We start from the raw sequence: 24,760 nt of genomic DNA on the forward strand, positions 1-24,760 counted from the left end.
CAGTGATATCGATCGAACACTCAGTCCGACTCAGCTCAGGCGGTGACACCGATGTTCTCCCGACTCTTCACGACCAGGCGATACGCCCTTTCTTTATGCTTCATCTGGGTGCTCCTCATCGCCGTGTCACTGGTATGGTTTTACGTTCAACACAAAAACAACCTCGATGAAATCGCCAAGGCGCAGGCCCGCATCGCTTTCGAAAAGGACCTCCTGTACCGACAGTGGGCGTCCCAACACGGCGGCGTCTACGCCCCGGTCACGCCGAAGACGCAACCCAACCCCTACCTGGCCCATATCCCGGAACGAGACATCACGACCCCTTCCGGCAAAGAGCTGACCCTTATCAACCCCGCCTACATGACCCGCCAGGTGTTCGAGTTGGCCGAAACGGAAAAACAGGTAGCCAAAGGGCATATCACCAGCCTGAACCCGATCAGAAGGGAAAACGCCCCGGACCCGTGGGAACGAAAGGCGCTGCAAGCCTTTGAAAAGGGCGCCAAGGAGGTAAGCGAGGTGGTCACGGTGGGCGGCCGCCCAGTCATGAGACTGATGCGACCTTTCACGGTGGAAACCTCCTGCCTGAAATGCCACGCCGCCCAAGGCTACAAAACGGGGGACATCCGTGGCGGCATCAGCGTGACGGTGCCGCTTGCCGTCTTCTCGGCGGGCTCCAACCGCATACTGGCCAGCACCGCGGCAGCCCTCGTCCTGATCGGCATAATCGGCGTGAGCCTGATCCTGGTCGGGGCAGGCAGGATATCAGAAAGCTCCCGAAGGCTTGAGGAGAAGAACGCCGAACTGTTGAACGAGGTATCCGAACGCGAGATCGCCCAGGAACAGTTGAGGGAGCAGGCCCTCCTTCTGGAGGAGGAAATGGCGGAGCGCCAGGCGGCCAAGGAGGGGGCCGTGGCCAACCAGAGGCAGCTGCAGCTGATCATGGATTCCACCCATGCCGCCATCTACGGCATAGACACATCGGGAAAATGCACCTTCGCCAACAGGACCTGCCTGGAGCTGACCGGTTACGACCATCTCGACGAATTGCTCGGCAAGAACATGCACGACATCATCCACCACACCCTGCCCAGCGGGGTCCCCGCACAGGTGGCGCAATGCAACATCGTCCGCGCCTTCAGCGAGGGGAAAGGGTGTACGGTACGTGACGAGGTTTTCTGGCGCAAGGACGGCACCTGTTTCCCGGTGGAGTACTCCTCGTATCCCATCGTGAACAACGGCATCATCGAAGGGGCCGTGGTCAGTTTCGTCGATCAGACCGAGCGCAGTGTCCTCGAGGCGCAATTGCGCCAAGCGCAGAAAATGGAGGCCGTCGGCCAGTTGGCGGGGGGAGTCGCTCACGACTTCAACAACGTCCTGCAGGTGATCAGCGGCTACGGAAGTATCCTGAAGCTGGATGAAAGGCTCGACGAGCTGCAGAAACAGGAGGTCGATCAGATCCTATCCGCAGCGGAGCGGGCGGCCCAGCTGACCAGGGGGCTGCTGGCATTCAGCCGCAAACAGGTGATCACCCTCGCGCCGGTCAATCTCAATGACGTGGTGGAAAGCGTGCGCAAGTTCTTGGTCCGGATCATCGGAGAGGATATCCACCTGAGGACGACGCCCTGCCCGGGAAACCTTTACATCATGGCCGACCTGGGACAACTGGAGCAGGTCCTCATCAACCTCGCGACCAATGCGAGGGACGCCATGCCCAGGGGCGGGGTACTGGCCATCGAAACGGGAAACCATGAGGTGGAAAGCCCGCTGGACCACGAATCAGGAGAGACCAAGCCGGGTCACTACGCTGTCTTGACCGTCGCCGATACCGGTTGCGGCATGGATGCGGATACCAGCAAGAGGATCTTCGAGCCCTTCTACACCACCAAGGATGTCAGCAAGGGGACGGGTCTGGGGATGGCGATCGTCTATGGCATCGTGCAGCAGCATAACGGCTTCATCAACGTCTACAGCGAACCAGGCCATGGCACCACCTTCAGGATCTACCTCCCCATCTACCACTCCGACCGGATCCGGGACCACGACAACGACAAGCAGACCGAGCCGCCGCGGGGGGGGGACGAGACCATACTGCTCGCCGAGGACGACGAAGCGGTGCGCAACCTGGTCCTGTCCGTGCTGACGCGCTTCGGCTACCGCGTGATCCAGGCGGTGGACGGCCAGGATGCGGTGGAGAAGTACGTGGCGCACCAGAACGAGATCGACATGATACTGATGGACCTGATCATGCCGCGCAAGAACGGGAAAGAGGCCTACGACGAGATCGCCGGCGTGAACCCGGCTGCGAAGGTGCTGTACGCCAGCGGCTATACGGCCGACTTCATCAAGAAGCGCGGGGTGCCCGAGGAGGGCATCGAGCTGATCATGAAACCGATCCAGCCGATGCAACTATTGCGGACGGTACGGGAAGTCCTGGACGCGTAACGAAGTGGAGGCCGGGAGAATTACTGCAGAGGCACTCCGGCGAGATAAACCTGCTCCAGGCGTCCCCGGGCCAGAACGGTTGCCTCGATGCCGGCGCCGGCGTCGACGTTGCAACCGCCCAGCACCAGGAAATCGGCGCGCTTGCCGAGCTCGAGCGATCCGGTGTCGCCATCGATGCGCAGCGCCCGCGCGCCGCCGAGGGTTGCCATGACGAGGAGTTCCTGGCAGGTGAAGACGCCGGGGGCGATCTGCTGAAGGAAATGAATTTCATCCCAGAGGGAAAGCGAATCGTTGCTGGCCAGCGAATCGGTGCCAAGCGCCAGCGGCAGACCGGCTTCCTTGAGCAGCTTGTGCGGAGCGCAGCCGACAAAGAGACGGTCGTTGCTGCGCGGGCAGAGCACGACACTCACGCCGCGCTCCTTGAGGATGGCGACATCGTTGGGGGTGACATGGACCGCGTGCACCGCCAGGGTGGCTGCATCCAGCACGCCCAACTCGTCCAGGTAGCGGGTCGAGGTGGTGCGCATCGGGTGCGGCAGGTACTGCTCCCAGTGCGCCATCGGGTAGAGCAGTTCGGCAATGTCGCCGGTGCTGTCGTGCATGAAAGCGGCTTCTGCCGCCGTCTCGGAGAGGTGCACCGCCTTTACTGCGCCCATCTTCAGCGAAAGATCCTGCAGGCAGCGGAAGAGTTTGGCGGAAACGGTGTGGGGCGTGTGCGGGGAGAGACCAGGGAGAAGCCCCCCCTGCAAGTTCTCCAGCGTCGCCTCCATCCGCGCCACCAGCGTGTCGCAGAGTAAGGGGTCGTGTCCGATCGCTTCCAGGAACAGTCTCCCGGCAAGCGCGGTGTCACGGTACAGCGGAACCAGCGAGAGGTCGGAGAGGATGTCGCCGACCGCGGTGGTGCCGGATTCCACGCAAAGCCGCATTCCTTCCCGGACCGAGTGCTCCAAGTCTCCCGGCTCCAGGCTCCGCTTTATCTTCACCACCTGCTGAATCCATTCCACGTAGCGCTTGGGGAGGTAGTCGAGTTCCTTCCTGAGTTTCCAGGCCGGGAAATGGGTCAGTTCAAGGTGGGTGTGCGCGTTCACCATGCCGGGCATGAGCACCGACTCGTGCAGGTCGGTGACCGGCGCGGAAAACTGCGCCCGCAGCTCGTGGAGCTTGCCGACCGCGACGATGCGCCCGTCTTTCACGGCGAGCGCACCGCCCTCTATGGGCGGAGAGGAAATGGGGAGCAGATAGGATGCAGCGTATATTCTCATTCGAAAACCCCGCCAAGCAAAGAACCACAGAGGACACGGAGGAGCACGGAGGTCTCAGAGGAAACCATAGGAGCATATTTTAGCAGGTAGTTGAGATTAAAGCGAACTTCCTGGAGGCAAATCCACCCGAAGGCAAATCCCCCCTGTCCCCCCTTCGCCAAGGCTACGGGGGGCAGGCTCCCCCTTTGCAAAAGCGGGGGACGCGGGTTCGAGTGCAACTTTTAAACTCGGCACCAGCCGGGATGGGCCATAGAAAAAGGACGCTGACGAATTACGTTTCCATCAGCGTCCCCAATTGTGCTAATCGATCGGCAGCTAGTTCTTCCAGTGCACGCTCTTCAGAGTGGCCTGGCCGGCGGCTTCCTTGCGGGTGGGGAGCATCTTGTTCTTTTCGTCGACGAAGACCAGCTTGGGCTCGTGGGCAATGGCCTCGGCGTTCTCCATGTTGACGAAACTCGCGATGATCACCAGGTCCTGCGGAGCAACCAGACGCGCCGCCGCGCCGTTGATGCAGATCACGCCGGAACCGCGCTCGCCCTCGATGGCGTAGGTCTCGAAACGGCTGCCGTTGGTGACGTCCCAGATGCAGACGGCCTCGTACGGGATGATGTCGGCGGCTTCCATGAGGTCGAGATCGATGGTGATGCTCCCCTCGTAGTGCAGGTCGGCACCGGTGACGGTGGCGCGGTGGATCTTGCTCTTCAGCATCTTCCTGTCCATATTCTTATTCCTCCCCAAGTACAGTGTTGTCAATTAATCTAACTGAGCCGACCCGCACGGCCAGTGCGAGCAGCGTCCTCTCATCGGCTATCTGCAACGGAAGCAGGGTGTCCTGATCCCTGAACTCCAGGTAATCGAGCTCCGCGGCGCTCTCCCGCTCGATCAATGCCAGCGCCTTATCCCTCAAGACGGCGACGCTCTTCTCGCCGCCCCGGAAGGCGTCACGGGCGGCGGCGATGGAACGGGAGAGGCAAAGTGCCGGCTCTCGCTGTTCCGGGGTGAGCCGCGCGTTGCGGGAACTCAGCGCCAGGCCGTCAGCCTCGCGCACGATGGGCATGCCGACAATCTCGACGTCGAAGTTGAAGTCCCGCACCATGCGCCGGATCACGGCGAGCTGCTGGAAATCCTTCTTGCCGAAGATGGCGACGGCAGGCATCACGATGTTGAAGAGCTTGGCGACCACGGTGGTCACACCGCGGAAATGCCCGGGGCGGCTCGCGCCGCAAAGCTCGGTGGTGAGCCCTTCCACGTTCAGGTAGCTCTGGTAGCCGGCGGGGTACATGTCGGCGGCCTTGGGAGCGAAGATGACGTCGACTCCGGCCGCAGCGGCGACCTTCATATCGCGCTCGAAATCCCGCGGGTAGCTGTCCAGGTCCTCGTTGACGCCGAACTGGGTCGGATTGACGAAGATGCTGACCACGACAGTCTTGGCGCGCCCGCGCGCCTCCACCATGAGGGACGCGTGTCCTTCGTGCAGGTACCCCATGGTGGGCACCAGGGCGATCTCGCCCCGCCTTTGCCGCGCGAACTGCTGCATCTCGGCGACGCTTTCGATGACTATCATTTGAAACAATGCCTCTCTTCGGGAAATGCGCCGCCCTTGACGTCGGCGATGTAGTTGGCGACGGCCTCGCCGATGATCGGGGCGAGCTCCGCGTAGCGCTTGACGAACTTCGGGGAGTACTTGCTGCACAGCCCCAGGATGTCGTGGATCACCAGCACCTGACCGTCGCAATGGGGACCGGCGCCGATACCGATGGTCGGGATGGTGAGTTCCTCGGTGATGCGCTGGGCAAGGCCCATGGGGATTCCTTCCAGCACCACGGCGAAAGCGCCGGCCGCCTCGACCGCGCGGGCGTCCTCGATGAGCTTTTCCGCCTGTGCGTCGCCTTTGCCCTGGACCTTGTAGCCACCCATGCGGTGCAGCGACTGCGGGGTGAGACCGATGTGCGCCATGACGGGAATGTCCATCGCGGTGATGGCGGCGATGGTTTCGGCGACGTTCACGCCACCCTCGATCTTGACCGCGGCGGCGCCGCCGTCCTTCACCAGGAGTCCCGCGTTGAGCCGGGCGCTCTTCAGGTCGGTCTGGTAGGAGAGAAAGGGCATGTCGGCGACCACGAAGGCCTTGGGGCGCGCCCGCATCACGGCCCTCGTGTGGTAGATCATGTCCTCCATGGTGACCGGGAGCGTGTTGTCATGCCCCGCCACCACGACGCCGACGGAATCCCCGACCAGGATCATGTCGATGCCGGCGCCGTCGATCAGGCCGGTCAAGGGGAAGTCGTAGCTGGTCAGGACCGTTATCTTTTCCCCTTCCGCCTTCATCTTGTGAAAGTCGAGAACGGTTTTGGCTTTTTGCATCTTCGAGTCGGCTCCTTGGTGGTAACGGTAGGGAAAGGCATGGGCGAATAATTATTCGCCCCGACAGCGGGTCGCTTGCGTTCTGTCAACGTCCCCATTTTTGTATACGGGTGAACAAAACGAGGTACCGGAGCGTGCCGGGCACCCGGCCTTTGCCACGTCGGATGTTCCCGGCCCGCCTCGCGGGCAAAAAAAAACGTCTCCGGTGAGGAAGACGCTGTAAAAAGGACAGTGCGCACGTAGTTGCGGCGCAGTCCTGCTCAGCTTATCGCTTCCCGTACCGGTTCCTCGCGAAATCCAGGCGGTATGTACTGTTGTCGGCGTTCTTGGCGGCTCCACTTATCTATAGCGGGCCAAACGCCGTTAGAAACTAACATAACCCTTTCGAAAAAGTCCAGACTTTTCTAAAAAACAGGAGAAGCAACAAAGAAAAAGCGGTTACGCGAAGCACGCTAAGTATCCGCAAGGAAACAAAGAAAATCACAGGAAGGGGAAAACCAACCGACCAGATTCTCTTTGCGATCATCGCGCATACTTGGCGTCTTTCGCGTAACCGCTTGTAGTATTTACTCGGCGCTCGCCCTGATCTGCTCGAGCTCCCTGACCACTTGGCTGCTCTCCTGCTGGCGCTGCTCGATGCCGTCGAAGATCGCCTCGGCCATCTTGGTGACGTAGTCGATGCTCCCTTTGACCTCGCCGCTATCAACGCTCTGCCGCCCGGCCGCGCTGACCATGTCGTGGGTCATCTCCTTGACGTCCTCGAGGGCGCGCGCCACGGCTTTGGTCGCCTGCCCCTGTTCCTTGGACGCCTTGAAAACCTGCATGGTCATGGCGCTCACATCTTCGATGGAACGGGTCACCAACTGCACGCTGGCCGCCTGCTCCTCGGTGGCGAGCTTGATCTGCTCGGTCATGTCCAGCGCTTTCTGCGAACTTTCCAGGATGCTCCCCAGGGAGGCGCCGGTCTGCTGCCCAAGCTTGACCCCCTTCTTGACCAGTTCCTTGGTGCTGGTCACGTTGTCCGCAGCGATGCGGGACTCGGACATGATCTCCTCGATGATGCCGGTGATCTCGCCGGTGGAAAGGCCGGTCTGCAGCGAGAGGTTCCTGATCTCGTCGGCGACCACGCCGAAGCTCTTGCCGTACTCGCCGGCCTGCGCGGCGATGATGGAGGCGTTGAGCGCCAGGAGGTTGGTTCTCTTGGTGATGTCGTTGATCACGCTGACGAAGCCTTCGATCCTGCCGCTGTTGGCGCTCAGGCGCTTGATCCCCTCGTAAGAGAGATCGACGGAGCGCTGGATTTCCGCCAGGGCGCCCACCGTCTCCTGCACGATCCGTGTCCCTTGTTCGGCGTGATCGTTGACGCGGCTGGAAAGAGAGTGGGAATGCCCGGTGTTCTTCTCCACTTGCCTGAGCGTCGAGGTGATCTGCTCCATAGCCGAGACCGACTTGTACACGGAGTCGGAGAGCGCATCCATGTTCTGGGTGATCTGGTCGGTGGCTACCGAGATCTGGGCCGCCGAGGCGCTGGCGTTGTCCACCGACTCCATGACGCCGTGGCTGGCGGCGTCGATCTTGAGGGCGCCCCCGGAAAGGGACTCGGCCGCGTTCATCAGGCGGTACAGGTTGGAGGAGAAATTATCCCTTCTCTGGGACAGATCCGAGAAGGTCCTGCCCAGTTCCAGGGTGAGCCGGTCGATGGACTGCAACAGGCTGATGCGCATCATGGCCGCGGCGGCCTGGTCCGCGAAGAGGCGGATCGTGTCGACGTCGGTATCGTTGAGGGCGCGGTGGCTCTTCTTGTTGTCGAGGCCGAACACGCCGATGGTCTCGCCCTTGAGGACGATGGGGCAGAGGATGAAGGTCGAGGAGCGCAGCGGCTCGATGCTGTCGTAGGGGGACTGCAGCAGGTACTCGGCGGGGTATTTGGAGATGTCTTCCACGAAGAAGACCTGCTTCTCGACGAAAGTCTTGTAGATGACGCCGGCACGGGGGTCAAGGGGAACGGTGACCTCGGGCCCGACCACGCTATCATTGCCGGCGCTGGCGGCGAAGTAGAGGTTCTTGCGCTCGGGGTCGACCAGGAGCACGTTGACCCGCTCGTACCCCAGCACTTCGTGCAGCCCTTCCACGCAGAGTGCCAGCACGTCGTCGCTGCGAACCGCCTTCTGGATCCGGCTGCCGATCTTGTGGAAGTTCTTGATGTTGTTGTCCAGGACCTTGTAGCGGTTTTCGAAGAGCTTCTTCTGGCCGTCCACTTCCTGGACCAGCTGGTCCAGCTTTTCGCCCTTTTGATGCAGTTCGTCGATGGCCCTGCCGATGAAGAAGCCGACCACGGACAGCACCACCGCGGTCCCGACGCCCATGTAGACGTAGAGCGCCATCCCCTGCGCGCTGTGGGTCATTTCGGAGAAAATCTGTGCGGAAATCGGGAGGTTGGGGTCGGAGAACATCAAAAGACGCAGGACGATCCATCCCAGGGGGGCCATGGCCCCGAGAAAAAAGCCGGCAAGCGCGTACAGCTGGCTCCTGTTGGCTCCGGCGATCGGGTTGTTCATAGGTAAGCCACCTCGTTGCGTTCTTCGCCGCTGGGTACGGCCGGAGAAATTTTTCGCAGTCTAATCCAGACATTAGCCAAAGTCAACCATATCCTTAAGCTAGCGTCCCAGCATGATCCCCAAGGCCTCGGCATGGCGCACCATCTCCCCTGAGGGATCGATCAACTTGAGGCTTCGGACGGCGTCCTCGATGGGGACCGAGGTGATGTGCCGCCCCTTGAGGCAGACCATCTGGCCGAAAGCACCGGCCTCGACCAGTTCCACCGCTTTGACGCCGAACCTGCTGCCGACGCAGCGGTCGAAGGTGGAAGGAGTGCCGCCGCGCTGCAGATGGCCGAGCACTGTCACCCTGATGTCCATCTCCAGCACGCCCCCCAATTCCCGGGACAGCGCCTCCCCTACCCCGCCCAGCCTTTCCACCACCGATTTGCCGCCGGCGGCCTCCTTGACGACGCGGTCCCCTCCCTTGGCATAGGCCCCTTCGGCGACCACCACCACGCTGAAGCGCCGACCGCGCTTGCAGCGCGCGATGATGGCGTCGCGCACCTTCTCGATGTCGTAGGGGATCTCCGGGATGAGGATGACGTCGGCGCCGCCGGCGATGCCGGACTCGAGCGCGATCCAGCCGGCGTAGCGCCCCATGACCTCGAGCACCATGACCCGGTGATGGCTCTCAGCGGTGGAATGAAGCTTGTCGAGCGCGTCGGTCGCGGTCTCCAGGGCGGTGTTGTAGCCGAAGGTGACGTCGGTTTCCATGAGGTCGTTGTCGATGGTCTTGGGGACGCCCACGATGGGGATGCCGCGCCTCATCATCTCCTGGGCGATCTTCAACGAGCCGTCCCCGCCCACGACGATGAGGGCGGTGAGGCCGAGGTTGACGATCCGGGAGCGGACCTCGTCGGAGACGTCGACCAGTTCCACCTTCCCCTCGCGCATGATGGGAAAGGCGAAGGGGTTGCCGCGGTTGGAGGTGCCGAGGATGGTGCCGCCGCGGGGGAGGATGCCGCGCACCTCTTCGAGCCCGAGCGGGCGGCATTTTTCCTGGTGGAGGAAGCCATCGAAGCCGTCCTCGATACCGACCACCTCCCAACCGCGTCCGACTGCAGACTTCACCACCCCCCTGATCACCGCGTTCAACCCCGGGCAGTCCCCGCCGCCGGTCAAAATGCCTATCTTCGTGGCCATTGTTCCCCCCTGAAAGAAAATCGAAAACTTCTAAAACCGGAAAGCTTCAACGCAAAGACGCGAAGGCGCCAGACGCAAAGCAGAAAAAACTGGAATGACAAAAAACGGGAAACGAACTGCATTTATTAACGCAAAGACGCAGAGACGCAATGCAGGCAAACAAACTAAAAAAGCTTAAAAACTCAAATCGCTAGCGCAAAGACGAGAAGGCGCAAAGCAGGTAAACAAACTAAAAAATACAGAAACTCAAGCCTCTAACGCAAAGACGAGATGGCGCAAAGACGCAAAGCAGACAACCAAACTGACTAAAGGTTTCCTTTGCGACTTTGCGGCTTTGCGTTAATAACGCTTTGAAAGCACTTGATTGCCACACAAGTTGTTGTTTTTCCCTTTGCGCCTCCGCGGCTCTGCGCCTCTGCGTTAGAGCCTTTGCTGTTGATTAAGCTTTCAGCGCGTCGAGGATGGCCTGGGGCTCCAGGCGGTTTCTGGGGTCGCTGTCGGCGTAGCTCGTGATGATCTTCCCGTCATGCCCCACCACGAAGGTGCCGGGCATGGGGAGCTCCCATGACTCATCGGCATTGAACTCGGGAAGGTTTACCCCCCAGTCCTTATAGAGACCCTGGACCCAGTCGGGAAGGCGGTACACCAGGCCGTAACTGCGCGCCGCCACGTTGCCGAGATCGCTCAGCACCTCGTACTGCAAGAAGTTCTTCAACAAGGTCGCCTGCGACTTGTCCGGACTCTGCGGCGAGATCGCCATCAGCGAGGCGCCCCGCTGCAGTATCTCCGGAAGTATCTTCTGGTATGCCCTCAACTGAAGGCTGCAGTAAGGTCACCAGATGCCCCGGTAAAAGGTGACGACGGCAGGTCCGTGCGCGAGCGCATCCGCCAGCGCCACCGGAATCCCCACCGCGTTGGGAAGGACGAAGTCGGGAGCGAGATCACCCGCCTTGGGAACCTTGGCGGTTATCACCTTCTGAGCGATCTCCGCATAGGCGCGCTCCAACTGTGCCTTCACCTCCGGCGCCAGCCCCTTGCCCTGTTCCAGTCGTTCGATCTGAGATCTGAGGTCCTGTTCCATGACGCACCTCCGATTTTTTCCTCGCGACCGCCGCTTTTTGGCCGCCGCGCCAGCGTTCCATTCTACGCGGATCCGCCAAAACGTCAATGTTTCTCCGCAATTCCGCCCCGAAAGCAGAGATTCAGACAATCGCATCTTTTTGACCCAGGTCATAAACAATTTGGAGCGGGAGGGGTATTGTCAGATCATCAAGAACACGGGAGGAAGCAGATGGAATTCAAAAACGGCTTGGGCGATACGGCGATTCAAAACGTGATAGCGACTCACCCGGAGATCGGGGAGATCCTGAACCGCTACGAGATCGGATGCGTCACCTGCAAGGTCGGCATCTGCCTCCTGAAGGACGTGGTCTCCATTCACGGTCTCACGCAGGAGCAGGAAGCGGCGGTGGAAAATGAAATAAATGACTATTTGGCGGCAAAAGAGGAAAATCGCAAGGTCGCCTAGCGAAATCGAAACGGCACGCACGTCACAACCACAACGAACAGAACCATATACAAGGGAGAAACGAACATGGCACATGCAGGATGCGGCTGCCCCGGCAGCATGGCAAGGGTTATCGAAAGGAACGAGGCAACCGAGAATGAGAACACCGTGAAGGCGGCTTCCGAGCTCAGGCAGTGGCCGGTACAGCTGCACTTGGTCCCGCCCACCGCCCCCTGGTTCCAGGACAGCGAGATTCTGATCGCCGCCGACTGCGTGGCCTTCGCCCTGGGGAGCTTCCACAGCGACCTATTGAAAGGTAAAGCGCTGGCGATCGCCTGCCCGAAACTCGACGACAGCACCCCCTACGTGGAGAAGCTGGCCCGGATCTTCAGCGAGAACAACGTGAAGAGCATCACGGTCGCCATCATGGAAGTCCCCTGCTGCCGCGGCCTCGACGTGATGGTGCGCCAGGCGCTGGCGCAGTCCGGCAAGGAGATCCCGCTGGAGACCGCGATCATCGGCATCAACGGGGAGAGGAGAAACTAGGCCATGAAACAGGACATCACCCAAAGGCTCAAGGACGAGCACCAGCTGATCCTGCGCATGCTCGCCCTTTTGGAAAGAAACGCACGGCTCACCGAGGAAGGAAGCTTCAAGGATTACCAGTTCTACCTGGACGGTGTGGACTTCATCAGGAACTACGCCGACCGTTTCCACCACGCCAAGGAGGAGGATGTCCTGTTCGAAGCACTGGTGGCCAACGGCATGCCGCGGGAAAACAGCCCGGTAGCGGCCATGCTGATGGAGCATGATCTCGGGCGCGCCTACGTGAAGGCGATGGAAGAGGCGGCAACGAGGGCCTTGAAGGGCGAGGCGGGGCAGGAAGAGGCGATCGTCGCCAACGCCCGAGGATACCTCGATCTCTTGCGCGATCACATCGCCAAGGAGGACGATATCCTCTACCCGCTCGCCGAGCGGATCCTGCCCGAGGGCGTGCGCCGCGGCATCACCGCCGGGTACCAGAAGGCGGAGGAGAAATCCGAAGCAGGATTCGAGGAGCACTACCGTCAGGTCGTGGAGAAGTACGAGAAGGGGTAAACCTAAAGCGGAACACAGAGGACACGGAGAAAGGCCACAGAGGACACAGAGTAAGAAACAGGTTTTGGTCCCCCCCCGAATCGCTTCCCTCTGTGTCCTCTGTGGACCTCCGGGTACTCTGTGTTCCGGGTATAAACGTAAAAAGGGCGGAGTCATTGACTCCGCCCTTTTTTTTACCATTGCTGACGCCCTATTATTCGAGGTTGTCTTCGATCCTGATGTAGGTGCTCTTGGCGCGGATCACCTCGAAGGTGTCGATCTCGGCCAGGGCCTTCCTCACGTCCTCCTCGCGCGCCTCGTGGGTGGTGATCACGATGGGGACTTCGTCGGCGCTCCTGGCGCTCTGCAGCATGGAGGCGATGCTGATGCCACGCGCACCCAGGGCACCGGCGATGCGGGCCAATACGCCGGGGCGGTCGAGCGCCTGGAAACGGATGTAGTACTTGTTGATGATCTCACCGATGGGCTTGATCGGGAGCGTGGTGACGTTCTCGTCCAGGAAACCAAGCGGGGTACAGCGGCGGGTGATGCCGGCGCACAGGTTGCGGGCGAGATCGACCACGTCACCGACCACGGCGCTCGCGGTGGCCTCCATGCCGGCACCGCGGCCGTAGAACATGACCGGACCGACGAAGTCGCCGGTGAGCCTGATGGCGTTGAAGACGCCATGGACGTCGGCCAGCGGGTAGTCGATCGGGATCATGGTGGGATGGACGCGCGCCTCTATCTGGCCGCCGTCCATCTTGCCGATGGCGAGCAGCTTGATGCGATAGCCGAAGGTGTGGGCGAAGTCGACGTCCTCGGAGGTGATCGAGGTGATCCCTTCGGAGTAGACGTCCTTCAGGTCGATCCTGGTGCCAAAGCAAAGCGACAGGAGCAGGCAGAGCTTGTGCGCGGTGTCGACCCCTTCGATATCGAAGGTGGGATCGGCCTCGGCGTAGCCTAGCTCCTGCGCGCTCTTCAGCACCTCGGCGAAGTCGGCGCCTTCCTGGGTCATCCTGGTGAGGATGTAGTTGCAAGTGCCGTTCACGATGCCGAGCACGGTGGAGAAACGGTTGCCCGCCATGTTCCCCTTGATGGCGGAGAGGACGGGAATGCCCCCGCCTACCGCCGCCTCGAAGAGGACCTCGACGTTGTTCTTCTTGGCCGCGGCGTAGATCTCCTCGCCGTGCACGGCCAGAAGCGCCTTGTTGGCGGTGACCACGTGTTTGCCGTTGGCGATCGCCTTGAGGGCGAAGCTGCGGGCGGGCTCATAGCCGCCGATCAGTTCGATCACGACGGAGATCTCGGGGTCGGTTAAGACGTCGTCGGCGTTCCTGGAAAGCGTGATCCCCTCGGTGGAGACGCCGCGGTCGGTGGTGACATCCAGGTCGATGATGGTTTTCAGAGAAATCCGGGCACCGGTCTTCTCAGTGAGGAGGGCGGAGTTTTGTTTGAGCAGCTTTACGACGCCGGCACCGATGGTGCCGAAACCTAGCAGGCCTACCTTAATCTCTTCCATAATCCCTCTTTGATCGATATCAGAATTTAAAAGCAAAGGCGTTTCGAACAGGGATAAAAGGGATCAAAGGGATAACGACTTAAAGCAAATCGGCCCTCAGGCAAATCTGCGCTGAAGCAAATCCCCCCTGTCCCCCCTTCGCAAAGGGGGGGACGTTGGGCCGGCATTGTCGCCTAACCGGTCAGCATCGCTCGTTGGCGATTTCGATCCTGGTCGGACTTGGTATCCCTGGGGTGGGTGTATCCCTTTTATCCCCTTTATCCCTGTTAATTTCTTTGGGGTTTACCCGGTTATTCCTTGTCGGTCACGGTGGAGGCGATCTCGTCCAGGATGCCGTTGACGAAGGACGCGGAATCGTCGGCGCCGAACTTCTTGGCTACCTCGATGGCCTCGTTCATGGTGACGTTCTTCGGAATGTCGGGGCGGTACAACAGCTCGAACACGGCCAGGCGCAGGATGTTCAGATCCACGCGCGCCATGCGGGCCATGCTCCAGTGCTTCGACTTCTCGGCGATGCGTCCGTCGATCTCCTGGAGGTGGCTGGCAACACCGTTCACCAGTTCGGCCGCGAAGGCGTACGCCTTGGAATTGGCCGACAGGGTCGGGTCTTCACCCTCTCCGAAGCTCTCGACGATGCGTTTGAGCGTGCTGCTCGGGTCCTGGGTCACCAGGTCCTTGGAGTAGAGCGCCTGCAGCGCCAGTTCTCTACCTTCTCTGCGTGTGGTCAATTATTTCATCTCCCTGAACAGGTTTGCGGTCTCGATCACCGTAACGGCGGCCTCGAAGCCCTTGTTGCCGGCCTTGGTGCCGGCGCGCTCGATCGCCTGCTCGATGGTGTCAGTGGTCAGCACGCCGAAAGCGACGGGGATGCCGGTCTCCAGGGAGACATGGGCGATCCCTTTGGATACTTCGGACGCGACGTAGTCGAAGTGGGGGGTGGAGCCGCGGATCACGGCGCCCAGGCAGATCAGGGCGTCGTAGTTGCCGGTCTGCGCCATTTTCTGCGCGGCCAGCGGGATCTCGAAGGCACCCGGCACGCGTGCCACGGTGATGTTCTGGTCATCGCCGCCGTGGCGCAACAGGGCGTCCAGCGCGCCCTCGAGGAGCCTCTCCCCGATGAAGCTGTTGAAACGGCCGACGATGATGCCGACCTTGAGCCCTTCTGCGTTCAGCTTTCCCTCTAAATATTTAGGCATAGTAACTCCAGTGAAAATCGAGATTGAGATTAAGACAAAGATTGAGATTAAGACAAAGAATAAGGCTCACGGAGCCACAGCCTGAGGTTATGGGGTTCCTGGATCTTAGTCTTAGTCTTAATCTTTATCTGTTTTAAATATTTTCCAGCAGGTGACCCATCTTCTCCCGCTTGGTCTTCAGGTATTTCTCGTTGGCCTTGGAAGGCTTGATCTCGATGGGGACGCGCTCGACGATGTTGATGCCGTAGCCCTGCAGACCGATCAGCTTCTTCGGGTTGTTGGTCATCAGACGGATCTTCTTCACGCCCAGGTTGACCAGGATCTGCGCCCCGATGCCGTAGTCGCGCAGGTCGGCCTTGAACCCCAGTGCCAGGTTCGCCTCGACGGTGTCGTGCCCCTGGTCCTGCAGCGCGTAGGCCTTCAGCTTGTTGGTGAGGCCGATGCCGCGCCCTTCCTGGCGCATGTAAAGAATGACGCCCTTTCCTTCCTTCTCGATCTGCTCCATTGCGGCGTGCAGCTGCTCCGCGCAGTCGCAGCGCACGGAACCGAACACGTCGCCGGTCAGGCACTCGGAGTGCACGCGCACCAGGATCGGCTCGTCCCCTTTGACCTCGCCCTTGACCAGCGCCAGGTGCTCGAGCTTGTCGATGTCGTTTTCAAAGGCGATGGCGCGGAAGTTGCCGAAGGAACTGGGGAGCGCCACGTCGACGGAGCGGCGCACCAGCGATTCGTGCTTCAGGCGGTATGCCACCAGGTCGGCGATGGTGCAGACCTTGATGCCGTGCTCCTTGGCGAACTTTTTCAACTCGGGCATGCGCGACATGGTGCCGTCTTCGTTCATGATCTCGCAGATGACGCCAGAAGGCTCGAGGCCGGCCAGGCGCGCCAGGTCGACCGAGCCTTCGGTCTGACCGGAGCGGACCAGAACGCCGCCGGTTTTGGCGCGCAGCGGGAAGATGTGACCCGGGCGTGCCAGGTCGGAGGCCTGGGCGCCGGGCGCCACCGCGGTCAGGATGGTGTGGGCGCGGTCGGCGGCGGAAATGCCGGTGGTGACCCCCTTCTTCGCCTCGATGGAAACGGTGAAGGCGGTGCCGAAAGAAGAGGTGTTGTCCTGCACCATCGGGGGCAGGTCGAGGCGGTCGCAGCGCTCCGCGGTCATGGTGAGGCAGATCAGGCCGCGGCCGAACCGCGCCATGAAGTTGATCGCCTCCGGGGTCACACACTGGGCCGCCATGGTGAGGTCCCCTTCGTTCTCGCGGTCCTCATCGTCCACCAGGATCACCATCCTCCCGGCTCTGATCTCCTCAATGGCTTCCTCGATGCTTGCAACAGACATTTATGTAACCTCTCCTCGTTCAGTATCGGGTTGCAGAAGCGGCCTTGCCACAGGTCGCTCGCGCCGATTTGGTTGGACAACAAACCTTAGGGCGTTGACCATATCAAAATTTTCGTCCAAGTGGAAGCAAAAGCAGCTAGATAAAGCCGTTTTTAGCCAGGAGGTCCATGGTGACCCCGCCTTCGTTTGCTCCCCTTCCCGCGAGGAGACGTTCCAGGTAGCGGCAGAGGAGGTCGGTCTCGATGTTCACCTCGTCCCCCGCCCGCTTGGAGATGAGGGTCGTCTTCGCCGCGGTGTGCGGGATGATGTTGACGCTGAAGCTGTCCGCGCCGACCTCGTTGACGGTGAGGCTGATGCCGTCGATGGCGACCGATCCCTTGGCCGCTATGTATTTGGCGAACTGCGGCGGGAACCGGAAGGTGAAGACGAGGTTGTTGGCCACCTCGCGCCGTTGCGTGACGGTGGCGACGCAGTCGACGTGGCCGGAGACCAGGTGGCCGTCCAGGCGGTCGGACAGGCGCATGGCGCGTTCCATGTTGAGCGGCGCGCCGCTTTTCAAGTTCTTGAAGGCGGTGCGGTCGATGGTCTCGGGGGAGACGTCGAAGGTGACGGCGCCGCCTCCTTTGCGCACCACGGTGAGGCAGGCGCCGTTGATGGCGATGGAGTCGCCGATCTTGATCTCGTCCAGGGGGAGCGAGGTCTTGACCGTGAGGCTCCCCGACGCGCCGCGGCGCTCGATGGAGACCAGTTCGCCTACTGTTTCTATGAGACCTGTGAACATCAAAACCTCTTAAACCATTGGCCACGGAGAAAATCTGAGGAAATCTGAGAGAAGCAAAACCTTTTGAAGGTGTAAAACTTTACAGCCTTTCCAGGCTTTTCGTCTTTCTCCGATGTTCTCCGAATTTCTCCGTGGCTAATGGTTTTGCTTTTTTACCGGCGTTCCTTCCACCAGCAGGTCGACGCCGATGCGCTTTACTTTCACTTCTTCGAGTTTGATGGCGTCCGCCATGAGCTGCACGCCCTCGCCGGCGAAGAGCCCCGTGCCGGCGCCGCCGACGAACTTGGGCGCCAGGAACAACATGCAGTGGTCGATAAGCCCGCCCCGCACGAAGGCGCCCGCGAGATGGTGCCCCCCTTCCAAGAGGACGGACTGCACGCCGCGCTCGCCTAGCCGCGCCAGGAGGTCATCGAGATCCACCCGGCCTTCCTTTTCCTTGCAGACCAGCACCTCGACGCCGTGCGCCACCACCGCCTCGACCCGCGCCGGATCGTCACAGCAGGTGGCAATGACGGTCGGCGCCTGCGACTTCAAGCTGAACAGGGCGGCGTGGCGTGGGATCCTGAGCGTCGAGTCCACGATGACGCGCAGCGGGTCCTTGCCGCCGGGGACCCGGCAGGTCAAAAGCGGATCGTCCTTCACCACGGTGCCGACGCCGACCATGATGGCGTCCAACCTGCCACGCAACCGGTGCACCTCGCGCCGCGCGGCGTCACTGGTGACCCACTTGGAATCGCCGCTGACCGTGGCGCTCATGCCGTCCAGGGTGAGGGCGCTCTTCAGCACCACGTAGGGGCGCCTGGTCTGGATCCACTTGATGAAAGGATGGTTCAGCTCCCGGCTCTCCGCCTCCAAAAGCCCCACCTCGACCTCTATGCCGGCCTCGCGCAGCATGCCGATGCCCCGGCCGGATACCAGCGGGTTGGGATCGACCATGGCCACGAAGACGCGCGCGACCCGGGCCTCGACGAGCGCCTTGGCACAGGGAGGAGTCTTGCCGAAATGGGAGCAGGGCTCCAGGGTCACGTAGACGTCGGCGCCCTCGGCGAGAGCTCCGGCCGCGCGCAAGGCATGCACTTCGGCGTGGGGCGTCCCCGCTTTTTTGTGCCACCCCTTGCCGACCACGGCGCCGTCCTTCACGATGACGCAGCCGACCGCCGGATTGGGAGCGGTCTTGCCCACGCCTTTCCTGGCTTCGGCCAGCGCCAGGCGCATCATTTTGAGATGCTCTCCGGACATGGTTCCCTTTATTTTTTCAGGAGGTCCTGCAGCTCGACCATGAACTCGTTGATGTCCTTGAAGGAGCGGTACACGGAGGCGAAACGGACGTAGGCGACCTGGTCGATGCCGTGCAGTTCGTTCATGATCCACTCGCCCAGGGTGGTGGTGGGAATCTCGCGTTCGCCGCTCTCCTGCATGCGGGTCTCCAGGCGGTCCACCAGCTTCTCGATGGTCTCCACGGAAACCGGCCGCTTCTCGCAGGCCTTCTGCAGGCCGTTCACCAGCTTGAGACGGTCGAACGGTTCACGCCGGCCGTCACGCTTGGTCACCAGGGGGAGCACTTCCTCGACCCGCTCGTGGGTGGTGAAACGCTTGCCGCAGGACTCGCACTCGCGCCGGCGACGGATGGCGGCGCCTCCCTTATCGGGGCGGGAATCGACCACCTTGCTGTCACTGAAACTGCAGAAGGGACATTTCATGGCTGCGGCTCCTCGTACTTCTCGACCAGGATGCCGGACTCGCGGATCATCTCCTCGGCCAGCTGGTCGGGGTAGCCGGAGAGGTAGACCACCCGCTTGATCCCGGAGTTGATCACCATCTTCGAGCAGATGATGCAGGGCATGGTGTTGCAGTACAGGGTCGCCCCTTCTATAGAGGTGCCGTGCTTGGCGGCCTGGATGATGGCGTTCTGCTCGGCGTGCAGGCCGCGGCAGAGTTCGTGGCGCTCGCCGGAGGGGATCCCCATCTTTTCGCGGAGGCAGCCGATATCCAGACAGTGGGCGGTACCGGAAGGCGCGCCGTTGTAGCCGGTCGCCAGGATGTTCTTGTCCTTCACCAGGACGGCGCCGACCTGCCTCCTCAGGCAGGTGGAACGCTTGGCAACCAGGCGTGTGATCTCGATGAAATATTCATCCCAACTCGGACGCACCATAACGAGCCCCTCTCATGTGAAATTTGGCCAGAATAGCCGTTTTCGCTGGCCCGGTCAAGCGGCGTGAAAGAACATGGCCGCGGGTTCTCATGAAGTGGCGGCAGCGCTTCCCGTACTGGGCCGGTCGCTCTCCCCGGTGCAACGGACTGGAAAGTTCTTGCCCAGTGCGGCCAAAGAGTGTAAGAAGTACCTCTTTTTTCCTGAGGAGATTGAACATGCACGCGACAGATACAGCACAGTTACTTGAAATAGTTGTAGAAGAAAGCGGATTGCCGCGCGGCGGCGTGCTGGCGACGGTGGCGCTTTTGAACGAGGGGGGCACCGTCCCCTTCATCGCGCGCTACCGCAAGGAACAGACCGGCGAACTGGACGAGGTGCAGATCCGCGAGATCGAGGACCTGCTCAACTACCACCGCGAACTGGCCGAGCGCAAGGCGACCGTGCTGAAGAGTATCGAGGAGCAGGGGAAACTGACCCCGGAACTCTCACAGCGCATCGCAATCTGCCGCAAAAAGACCGAACTCGAAGACCTCTATCTCCCCTACAAGCCCAAGCGTCGCACCAAGGCGACCATCGCGCGCGAGCGCGGCCTGGAGCCGCTGGCCCAGTTGGTCCTCGCCCAGGAACTCACCGCCGGCTCGGCGGCGGCTGCCGCGGCACCGTTTATCAACGAGGACCTGGGAGTCCCCGACGCGGCCGCCGCACTGGAAGGAGCCTCGCACATCCTGGCCGAGCAGCTTGCCGAGGACGCCGACCGGCGCGCCATGGTGCGCGACCTGACCCGTGAACAGGGGATCTTCTCCGCGCAGCTTTTAAGCGAAGGCGCCGACCGGGAAGGGAAGTTCAAGATGTACTACGAGTACCAGGAGCCTCTCAAAACGATACCGTCACACCGGATGCTGGCGATGAGGCGCGGCGAGAAGGAAGAGGTGCTGCGTCTTACCCTGCTCGCGCCGGAAGAGGAGATCGTGGCGCGCCTGAAGGGCGGGCTGATCAAGAGGGAAAGCATTTTCAAGGGTGTGCTGGAAGCGGTCGCGGCGGACGCCTACAAGCGGCTCATCGCGCCGTCCATCGAGGTGGAGCTGAGGCTCGAGGCGAAGACCAGGGCCGACGAGGCCGCCATCGCCGTCTTCGCGCAGAACCTGAGAAACCTGCTGCTCCTTCCCCCGGCTGGAGGACGGCGCGTACTCGGCGTCGACCCCGGCTTGCGGACCGGGTGCAAGCTCGCCGCCATCAGTGACACCGGACGTTTCCTGGAGCAGACCACCATCTACCCGCACACCGGCGGGCCCAAGGCAGAGAGCGCCGGGGCCGAGCTGGTCCGGCTCGTGGAGCGTCACGACCTGCGCCTGATCGCCATCGGCAACGGCACCGGCGGCCGCGAGACGGAAGTATTCGTGCGCGAGGCGCTGCGTTCGGCCGGGGTGAAGGCCGAAACGGTCATGGTGAACGAGGCGGGCGCCTCGATCTACTCGGCCTCGGACATCGCCCGCGAGGAGTTCCCGGAACTCGACCTCACCATCCGCGGCGCCATTTCCATCGGCCGCAGGCTGCAGGACCCGCTAGCGGAGCTGGTCAAGATCGACGCCAAGAGCATCGGCGTCGGCCAATACCAGCACGACGTGAACCAGTCGCTGTTGAAAAAGGCGCTGGACGCGGTGGTGGAATCCTGCGTCAACTACGTCGGCGTGGATCTGAACAGCGCTTCCTGGGCACTCCTCTCCTACGTCTCCGGTCTCTCCGAAAGCCAGGGACGCGCCATCGTGAAACACCGCGATGAGAACGGGGCCTTCCCGACCCGGCAGGCGCTCCTGAAGGTGGCCCGCTTCGGCCCCAAGGCGTTCGAGCAGGCGGCAGGCTTCCTGCGCATTCGCGGCGGAGAAAATCCCTTGGACAACACCGCGGTGCACCCGGAGAACTACGCGGTCGTCGAACGGATGGCGGCGGATCTCAACGTCACCGTGGCCCAACTCGCCTCCGACCCCGCCCTTAGTGGCGGTATCAAGCTGGAGCGCTACGTCACCGACAGCATCGGCCTCCCTACCCTGCGTGACATCCTGGCGGAGTTGAAGAAGCCGGGGCGCGACCCGCGCGAGCAGTTCCAGACTGCGGCGTTTCGGGATGACGTGGTCACCATAGCGGATTTGAAAGAGGGGATGATCCTGCAGGGGGTGGTCACCAACGTGGCAGCCTTCGGCGCCTTCGTCGACATCGGCGTGCACCAGGACGGACTCGTGCACGTAAGCCAGTTGTCGCACCGCTACTGCAAGGACCCCAACGAGGCGGTCAAGGTGGGCGAGATCGTCAAGGTGAAGGTACTCTCCGCGGACCCGCAGGCCAAGCGGATCTCGCTCTCCATCAAGCAGGCCGCACCGGAGCAGGCACAGAAGAACGCGACGCCGAAGAACCAACCGAAGGCGAAGGAGCAAAAGCCTGCCAACGATGTCTCCGGGTGGGAGCGCGCCGGGTTCAGGATTAAGAAATAATCAAAACCATTGGCCACGGAGAAAATCTGAGAACATCTGAGAGGAGCAAACCTGTTTATTGCTCAAGATCTTTCATTTCGTGTCCCGTTTCTGAATCGGCTGACAAGGAACGATGATGCACTGACTTGAGCCCTGTCACGTTTGTGATTTTCTCAGATTTCCTCAGATTTTCTCGAACCTACGCGCTAACGCGCTTCGGTCCGCAAGCCGTGGCCAATGGTTTGTTTTTTAAACAAGAAGGGGCTGCCGGAATGGATCCGACAGCCCCTTTTCTTGTTCTCGCTACTTATTCGCCGTTAGCAGGCGCTTCTCAAAAGCTTGCGGCCGGTCTTGAAGACGACCTCGACCTTGCCTGCCTGGCATGACGCCACGACGCCGGTCCCGAAGGTGGGATGGCTGATCAGCGTGTTGGTCTTGAACTTTCCTTCCATGCTGTAGGCTGTCGCGAGATCCGGGTCGAAAGGACGGATCATGTCCTCCCAGATTGCTTCGTCCGATATCGCCGGTGCCTTGGCAGCCCTGGTACGCGGGGCCTTTGCCTCTTTTTCAGCCTTTGCTCCCTTCACGGTGGCGGCCTTTGGTTCTTTCGCGGGACGATGGTTGTGCTCGCTGCCGCAGGTGTTGCATTTTACCCGGACTACCTGCCCCGCCACCATCGCCACGATGGTGTGGTTCAGCAGTGCCTTGCAACGCGTGCATTGCGATTCCACCATGTCTCCTGCCGTTAAAGCTCTTCTTTCCATTGGGCCTCCCTGACCTTTTTATGCTCAAACAAAAAGGGCTTAACCGTCGGCGGCTAAACCCTTTCCATGCGTTATCTGATCGCGGCGGCACTCCCCGCTCATCTGCTTACGTATCGTTGGTTTAAGCGTTCATGATATCTTCGATGTGCTGTTGAAATATAAGGGATTTCGGCCGGCGATGCAAGGGAAAAAACCCTAAGGGAAGGCTCACTGGGCGCGGCAGTACGGGATTGCCCCGCTCAGTCTGCCGCGGTACCGCGGCGGCAAAAAAGCAGGCGGGCGATCATGACTTCGAGAACGATGGCGAGGTAACCGCCGACGGCAACGTCGCTCAGGAAGTGATAGTTGGTGGCGATCAGGGCAACTCCAAGCAGGATGGAGACGAGGATGCCAAGGGTGCGGGCTTCGGGATAGAAGCGCCAAACGGCAGCCAAAAGGGCGACGATCACCAGCATGTGGCCGGACGGGAAACCCTCGCAGTGCTCTTTCATCTGGAACCAGTGAAAGCCGTAGGCACCGGGGTTGGTGAGCCAGTAGCGCGTGTTGGAACGGCCGAAGGCTACCTTCAGCAGTGCCTTGGCCAGATAGGAGGCGGGTGCCAGCCAGAGTACCTCTTTGGCCAGAAGCGTGGCGCGGTCGAGGATCCCCTTCTCCGAGCGCAAGAGGTAGAAGAAAAAAGAGCCGGCCGTGGCGACGATCACTACCGCAAGCAGCAGGTCGGGAAGGTCGGAGGTGACCAAGCGCCAGTGCCGGTTGGCGTAAAGGTAGTCGGTGACGAAAGTGGCAAGCGGTACATCGAGGTACCAGACGCAAAGGACGGTGAACGGGACCAGCAGCGCCCCGCTCAGCGCCAGATTGCGGGATGTCCTGTCAGAAACGTCGGTCATGCAGATCCTGGTGCAGCGGCGTGATGTCGAACACGGCTACACCTAACACAGATGCGGTCCAATATGAAGCCGAATTTGCAGCATCTGCCTTAGTGACAGTTGTGAGCCAGGCATTGCAGGCAGTTCCTGAAGGTGCAGACGCCGCAGGCATGTTCCATCAGCACCGGGATGTTATTTGCCTTCGCCACCTGCATCGCCTCGATCTTCACGCGATGGGAAACCTTGTTGGTGAAGATCACCATGGCGTCTGCCTTTTTGAGTTTCGCCGCTATGTTGGTTTCCGAGGTGCTGAAAAACTGCAGCTTCACCCCGGCACGTTCCGCTTCCTCGAGGTAGTGTTTTCCCAAGCGATCCATTCCGCCGATCAGAGCTATGCACATCTTGCCCTCCTCCGAGGCGTCCGCACCTCGGCTTTGATATTCACTTTCACGATGCTGCCAAAAAAGGGGCGCCGTGCTGCTGGTACGAATCAGCGGCGTCGTTAATGCTGTTTTTCAGGCACTCCAGCGGGTTGCAACCGGAAGCAAGCAGCAGCGACATCCTGCTGCGGCACTCGCGGTGGCATTCGGCCAGGCGCAGGCTCTGCTCCGGCTTGCCGAAGATCTTCCACGGCCCTTGCACGGTGAAGGCAAGCGGCGCCCACCCCATGAAGCCGATGACGTCCTTCAGCGGGTAACCGAGGAACACGCCGATTTCGTGAGGGAAGCCCTCCCCCGTCACGCGCGTCGCCAGTTCGTCCAGAACGCCGTCGAAGTGGTCGACGTCGCGGTAACCCGCTTTCCCCAGGATGATGCGCACACTCTTTTGAGCGATGAGGGAGCCGAGGGCCTCCTGCGAGTAGAGCAGGAGCAGGATCGAAGAGCCGCGGTCGTCGAGAACCCGCACCTTGAGCCCGCTCTCTTCAAGAAGCGGGGCGCCATGTTCTTTCCAGAGGAGGTAGAGGTTGCGACCGCAGGAGCGGCGCTTGTTGGTGAGGCAGACCAGGTTCGCTGGCTTGGCCCCTTGCAGCACCTCGGCAAGTTCCAGCGCCAGGAAGGAGGCGAGACATTCTTCGTCGGTCGGGTAGAGCCCGGCGAAATCCTGCCACGCAGCCCTGGATTTAAGGGTAGCGCCAGGGGCATCAACGCCGTTTAAAAGACCGTCTTTAACTCCGACCAAACCGTTCATGCCCCCTCCACAGTCCCTGACATTGAATCTGCAATCTCTCAGCAGCTTATCCGCACTGGCAACAGATCACTCACCCGAACTGATTCGCGATAATG

24 protein-coding genes are annotated in these 24,760 nt (G+C 61.2%); 5 read left to right on the top strand and 19 right to left on the bottom strand.

The genetic code is table 11. The annotated features are described in order from the left end of the window. Positions 1-51: 51 nt before the first annotated feature. Complete coding sequence (locus tag JFN90_RS07245) at positions 52-2,442, top strand: ATP-binding protein (RefSeq protein ID WP_199394446.1); 2,391 nt, start codon at positions 52-54, stop codon at positions 2,440-2,442. A 20-nt stretch (positions 2,443-2,462) separates the two neighbouring features. On the opposite strand, the gene JFN90_RS07250 is transcribed toward JFN90_RS07245, so the two are convergent. From JFN90_RS07250 to JFN90_RS07280, 7 genes are all read right to left on the bottom strand, one after another. Further along, positions 2,463-3,704, bottom strand: coding sequence for an amidohydrolase family protein (locus tag JFN90_RS07250; protein WP_199394447.1), 1,242 nt, complete (start codon positions 3,702-3,704; stop codon positions 2,463-2,465). Between the two features lie 315 nt (positions 3,705-4,019). Beyond that, positions 4,020-4,424, bottom strand: coding sequence for an aspartate 1-decarboxylase (panD, locus tag JFN90_RS07255; RefSeq protein WP_183351179.1), 405 nt, complete (start codon positions 4,422-4,424; stop codon positions 4,020-4,022). A 4-nt stretch (positions 4,425-4,428) separates the two neighbouring features. Beyond that, a complete protein-coding gene (gene panC, locus JFN90_RS07260; RefSeq protein ID WP_199394448.1) occupies positions 4,429-5,268 on the bottom strand; it encodes a pantoate--beta-alanine ligase in 840 nt (279 codons plus the stop codon). Continuing rightward, a complete protein-coding gene (gene panB / locus JFN90_RS07265; protein WP_199394449.1) occupies positions 5,265-6,068 on the bottom strand; it encodes a 3-methyl-2-oxobutanoate hydroxymethyltransferase in 804 nt (267 codons plus the stop codon). Before panB ends, panC begins: the two co-directional genes overlap by 4 nt. A gap of 566 nt (positions 6,069-6,634) precedes the next feature. Continuing rightward, positions 6,635-8,626, bottom strand: a complete 1,992-nt coding sequence (locus JFN90_RS07270) for a methyl-accepting chemotaxis protein (RefSeq protein WP_199394450.1) — start codon at positions 8,624-8,626, stop codon at positions 6,635-6,637. Between the two features lie 99 nt (positions 8,627-8,725). Then, positions 8,726-9,811: a 6-phosphofructokinase gene (locus JFN90_RS07275; RefSeq protein ID WP_199394451.1), complete on the bottom strand. Its 1,086-nt coding sequence runs from the start codon at positions 9,809-9,811 to the stop codon at positions 8,726-8,728. A gap of 439 nt (positions 9,812-10,250) precedes the next feature. Then, positions 10,251-10,892 carry a peroxiredoxin-like family protein gene (locus JFN90_RS07280; protein ID WP_199394452.1) on the bottom strand — a complete coding sequence of 214 codons (642 nt, stop codon included), beginning with the start codon at positions 10,890-10,892 and terminating at the stop codon, positions 10,251-10,253. Positions 10,893-11,102: 210 nt separating this feature from the next. Here JFN90_RS07280 and JFN90_RS07285 point away from each other — a divergent pair, with 210 nt between their 5' ends. The 3 genes from JFN90_RS07285 (at position 11,103) to JFN90_RS07295 (ending at position 12,416) form a co-directional block, all read left to right on the top strand. After that, on the top strand, positions 11,103-11,339 hold the full coding sequence (locus JFN90_RS07285) for a hypothetical protein (RefSeq protein WP_199394453.1): 237 nt from the start codon (positions 11,103-11,105) through the stop codon (positions 11,337-11,339). Positions 11,340-11,405: 66 nt separating this feature from the next. After that, positions 11,406-11,864: an iron-sulfur cluster-binding oxidoreductase gene (locus JFN90_RS07290; protein WP_199394454.1), complete on the top strand. Its 459-nt coding sequence runs from the start codon at positions 11,406-11,408 to the stop codon at positions 11,862-11,864. Positions 11,865-11,867: 3 nt separating this feature from the next. Next, positions 11,868-12,416, top strand: coding sequence for a hemerythrin domain-containing protein (locus JFN90_RS07295; RefSeq protein ID WP_199394455.1), 549 nt, complete (start codon positions 11,868-11,870; stop codon positions 12,414-12,416). 193 nt (positions 12,417-12,609) lie between these two features. Here the strand turns inward: JFN90_RS07295 and JFN90_RS07300 are convergent, their stop codons facing one another. The 8 genes from JFN90_RS07300 to JFN90_RS07335 form a co-directional block, all read right to left on the bottom strand. Beyond that, positions 12,610-13,917 carry a homoserine dehydrogenase gene (locus JFN90_RS07300; protein WP_199394456.1) on the bottom strand — a complete coding sequence of 436 codons (1,308 nt, stop codon included), beginning with the start codon at positions 13,915-13,917 and terminating at the stop codon, positions 12,610-12,612. A gap of 290 nt (positions 13,918-14,207) precedes the next feature. Further along, positions 14,208-14,645 (bottom strand): transcription antitermination factor NusB, encoded by a 438-nt coding sequence (nusB, locus tag JFN90_RS07305; protein ID WP_199394457.1) that lies wholly within the window; start codon positions 14,643-14,645, stop codon positions 14,208-14,210. After that, positions 14,646-15,113, bottom strand: coding sequence for a 6,7-dimethyl-8-ribityllumazine synthase (ribH, locus tag JFN90_RS07310; protein ID WP_199394458.1), 468 nt, complete (start codon positions 15,111-15,113; stop codon positions 14,646-14,648). It lies immediately after the preceding gene. Between the two features lie 133 nt (positions 15,114-15,246). Then, positions 15,247-16,449: a bifunctional 3,4-dihydroxy-2-butanone-4-phosphate synthase/GTP cyclohydrolase II gene (locus JFN90_RS07315; protein ID WP_199394459.1), complete on the bottom strand. Its 1,203-nt coding sequence runs from the start codon at positions 16,447-16,449 to the stop codon at positions 15,247-15,249. Positions 16,450-16,585: 136 nt separating this feature from the next. Then, positions 16,586-17,230, bottom strand: a complete 645-nt coding sequence (locus tag JFN90_RS07320; RefSeq protein WP_199394460.1) for a riboflavin synthase — start codon at positions 17,228-17,230, stop codon at positions 16,586-16,588. Positions 17,231-17,365: 135 nt separating this feature from the next. Continuing rightward, the gene (gene ribD / locus JFN90_RS07325) at positions 17,366-18,469 is read right to left on the bottom strand and encodes a bifunctional diaminohydroxyphosphoribosylaminopyrimidine deaminase/5-amino-6-(5-phosphoribosylamino)uracil reductase RibD (RefSeq protein WP_199394461.1); all 1,104 of its coding nucleotides are present in this window, start codon (positions 18,467-18,469) and stop codon (positions 17,366-17,368) included. Between the two features lie 8 nt (positions 18,470-18,477). Beyond that, positions 18,478-18,930: a transcriptional regulator NrdR gene (gene nrdR / locus JFN90_RS07330; protein WP_183348112.1), complete on the bottom strand. Its 453-nt coding sequence runs from the start codon at positions 18,928-18,930 to the stop codon at positions 18,478-18,480. Further along, positions 18,927-19,382 carry a deoxycytidylate deaminase gene (locus tag JFN90_RS07335; RefSeq protein ID WP_199394462.1) on the bottom strand — a complete coding sequence of 152 codons (456 nt, stop codon included), beginning with the start codon at positions 19,380-19,382 and terminating at the stop codon, positions 18,927-18,929. The genes nrdR and JFN90_RS07335 overlap by 4 nt, the downstream gene beginning before the upstream one ends. 215 nt (positions 19,383-19,597) lie before the next feature. On the opposite strand from JFN90_RS07335, the gene JFN90_RS07340 reads away from it, so the two are divergent. Next, on the top strand, positions 19,598-21,868 hold the full coding sequence (locus tag JFN90_RS07340; protein ID WP_199394463.1) for a Tex family protein: 2,271 nt from the start codon (positions 19,598-19,600) through the stop codon (positions 21,866-21,868). 296 nt (positions 21,869-22,164) lie between these two features. On the opposite strand, the gene JFN90_RS07345 is transcribed toward JFN90_RS07340, so the two are convergent. From JFN90_RS07345 to JFN90_RS07360, 4 genes are all read right to left on the bottom strand, one after another. Further along, positions 22,165-22,611 (bottom strand): hypothetical protein, encoded by a 447-nt coding sequence (locus JFN90_RS07345; RefSeq protein ID WP_199394464.1) that lies wholly within the window; start codon positions 22,609-22,611, stop codon positions 22,165-22,167. A 239-nt stretch (positions 22,612-22,850) separates the two neighbouring features. Further along, positions 22,851-23,498 (bottom strand): phosphatase PAP2 family protein, encoded by a 648-nt coding sequence (locus JFN90_RS07350; RefSeq protein WP_199394465.1) that lies wholly within the window; start codon positions 23,496-23,498, stop codon positions 22,851-22,853. 89 nt (positions 23,499-23,587) lie between these two features. Then, positions 23,588-23,878 (bottom strand): DUF2325 domain-containing protein, encoded by a 291-nt coding sequence (locus tag JFN90_RS07355; protein ID WP_199394466.1) that lies wholly within the window; start codon positions 23,876-23,878, stop codon positions 23,588-23,590. Positions 23,879-23,924: 46 nt separating this feature from the next. After that, positions 23,925-24,665: a DUF3793 family protein gene (locus JFN90_RS07360; RefSeq protein ID WP_199394467.1), complete on the bottom strand. Its 741-nt coding sequence runs from the start codon at positions 24,663-24,665 to the stop codon at positions 23,925-23,927. Between the last annotated feature and the right edge of the window lie 95 nt (positions 24,666-24,760).

The organism is Geomonas propionica, from assembly GCF_016458235.1.
Lineage (GTDB): Bacteria > Desulfobacterota > Desulfuromonadia > Geobacterales > Geobacteraceae > Geomonas > Geomonas propionica.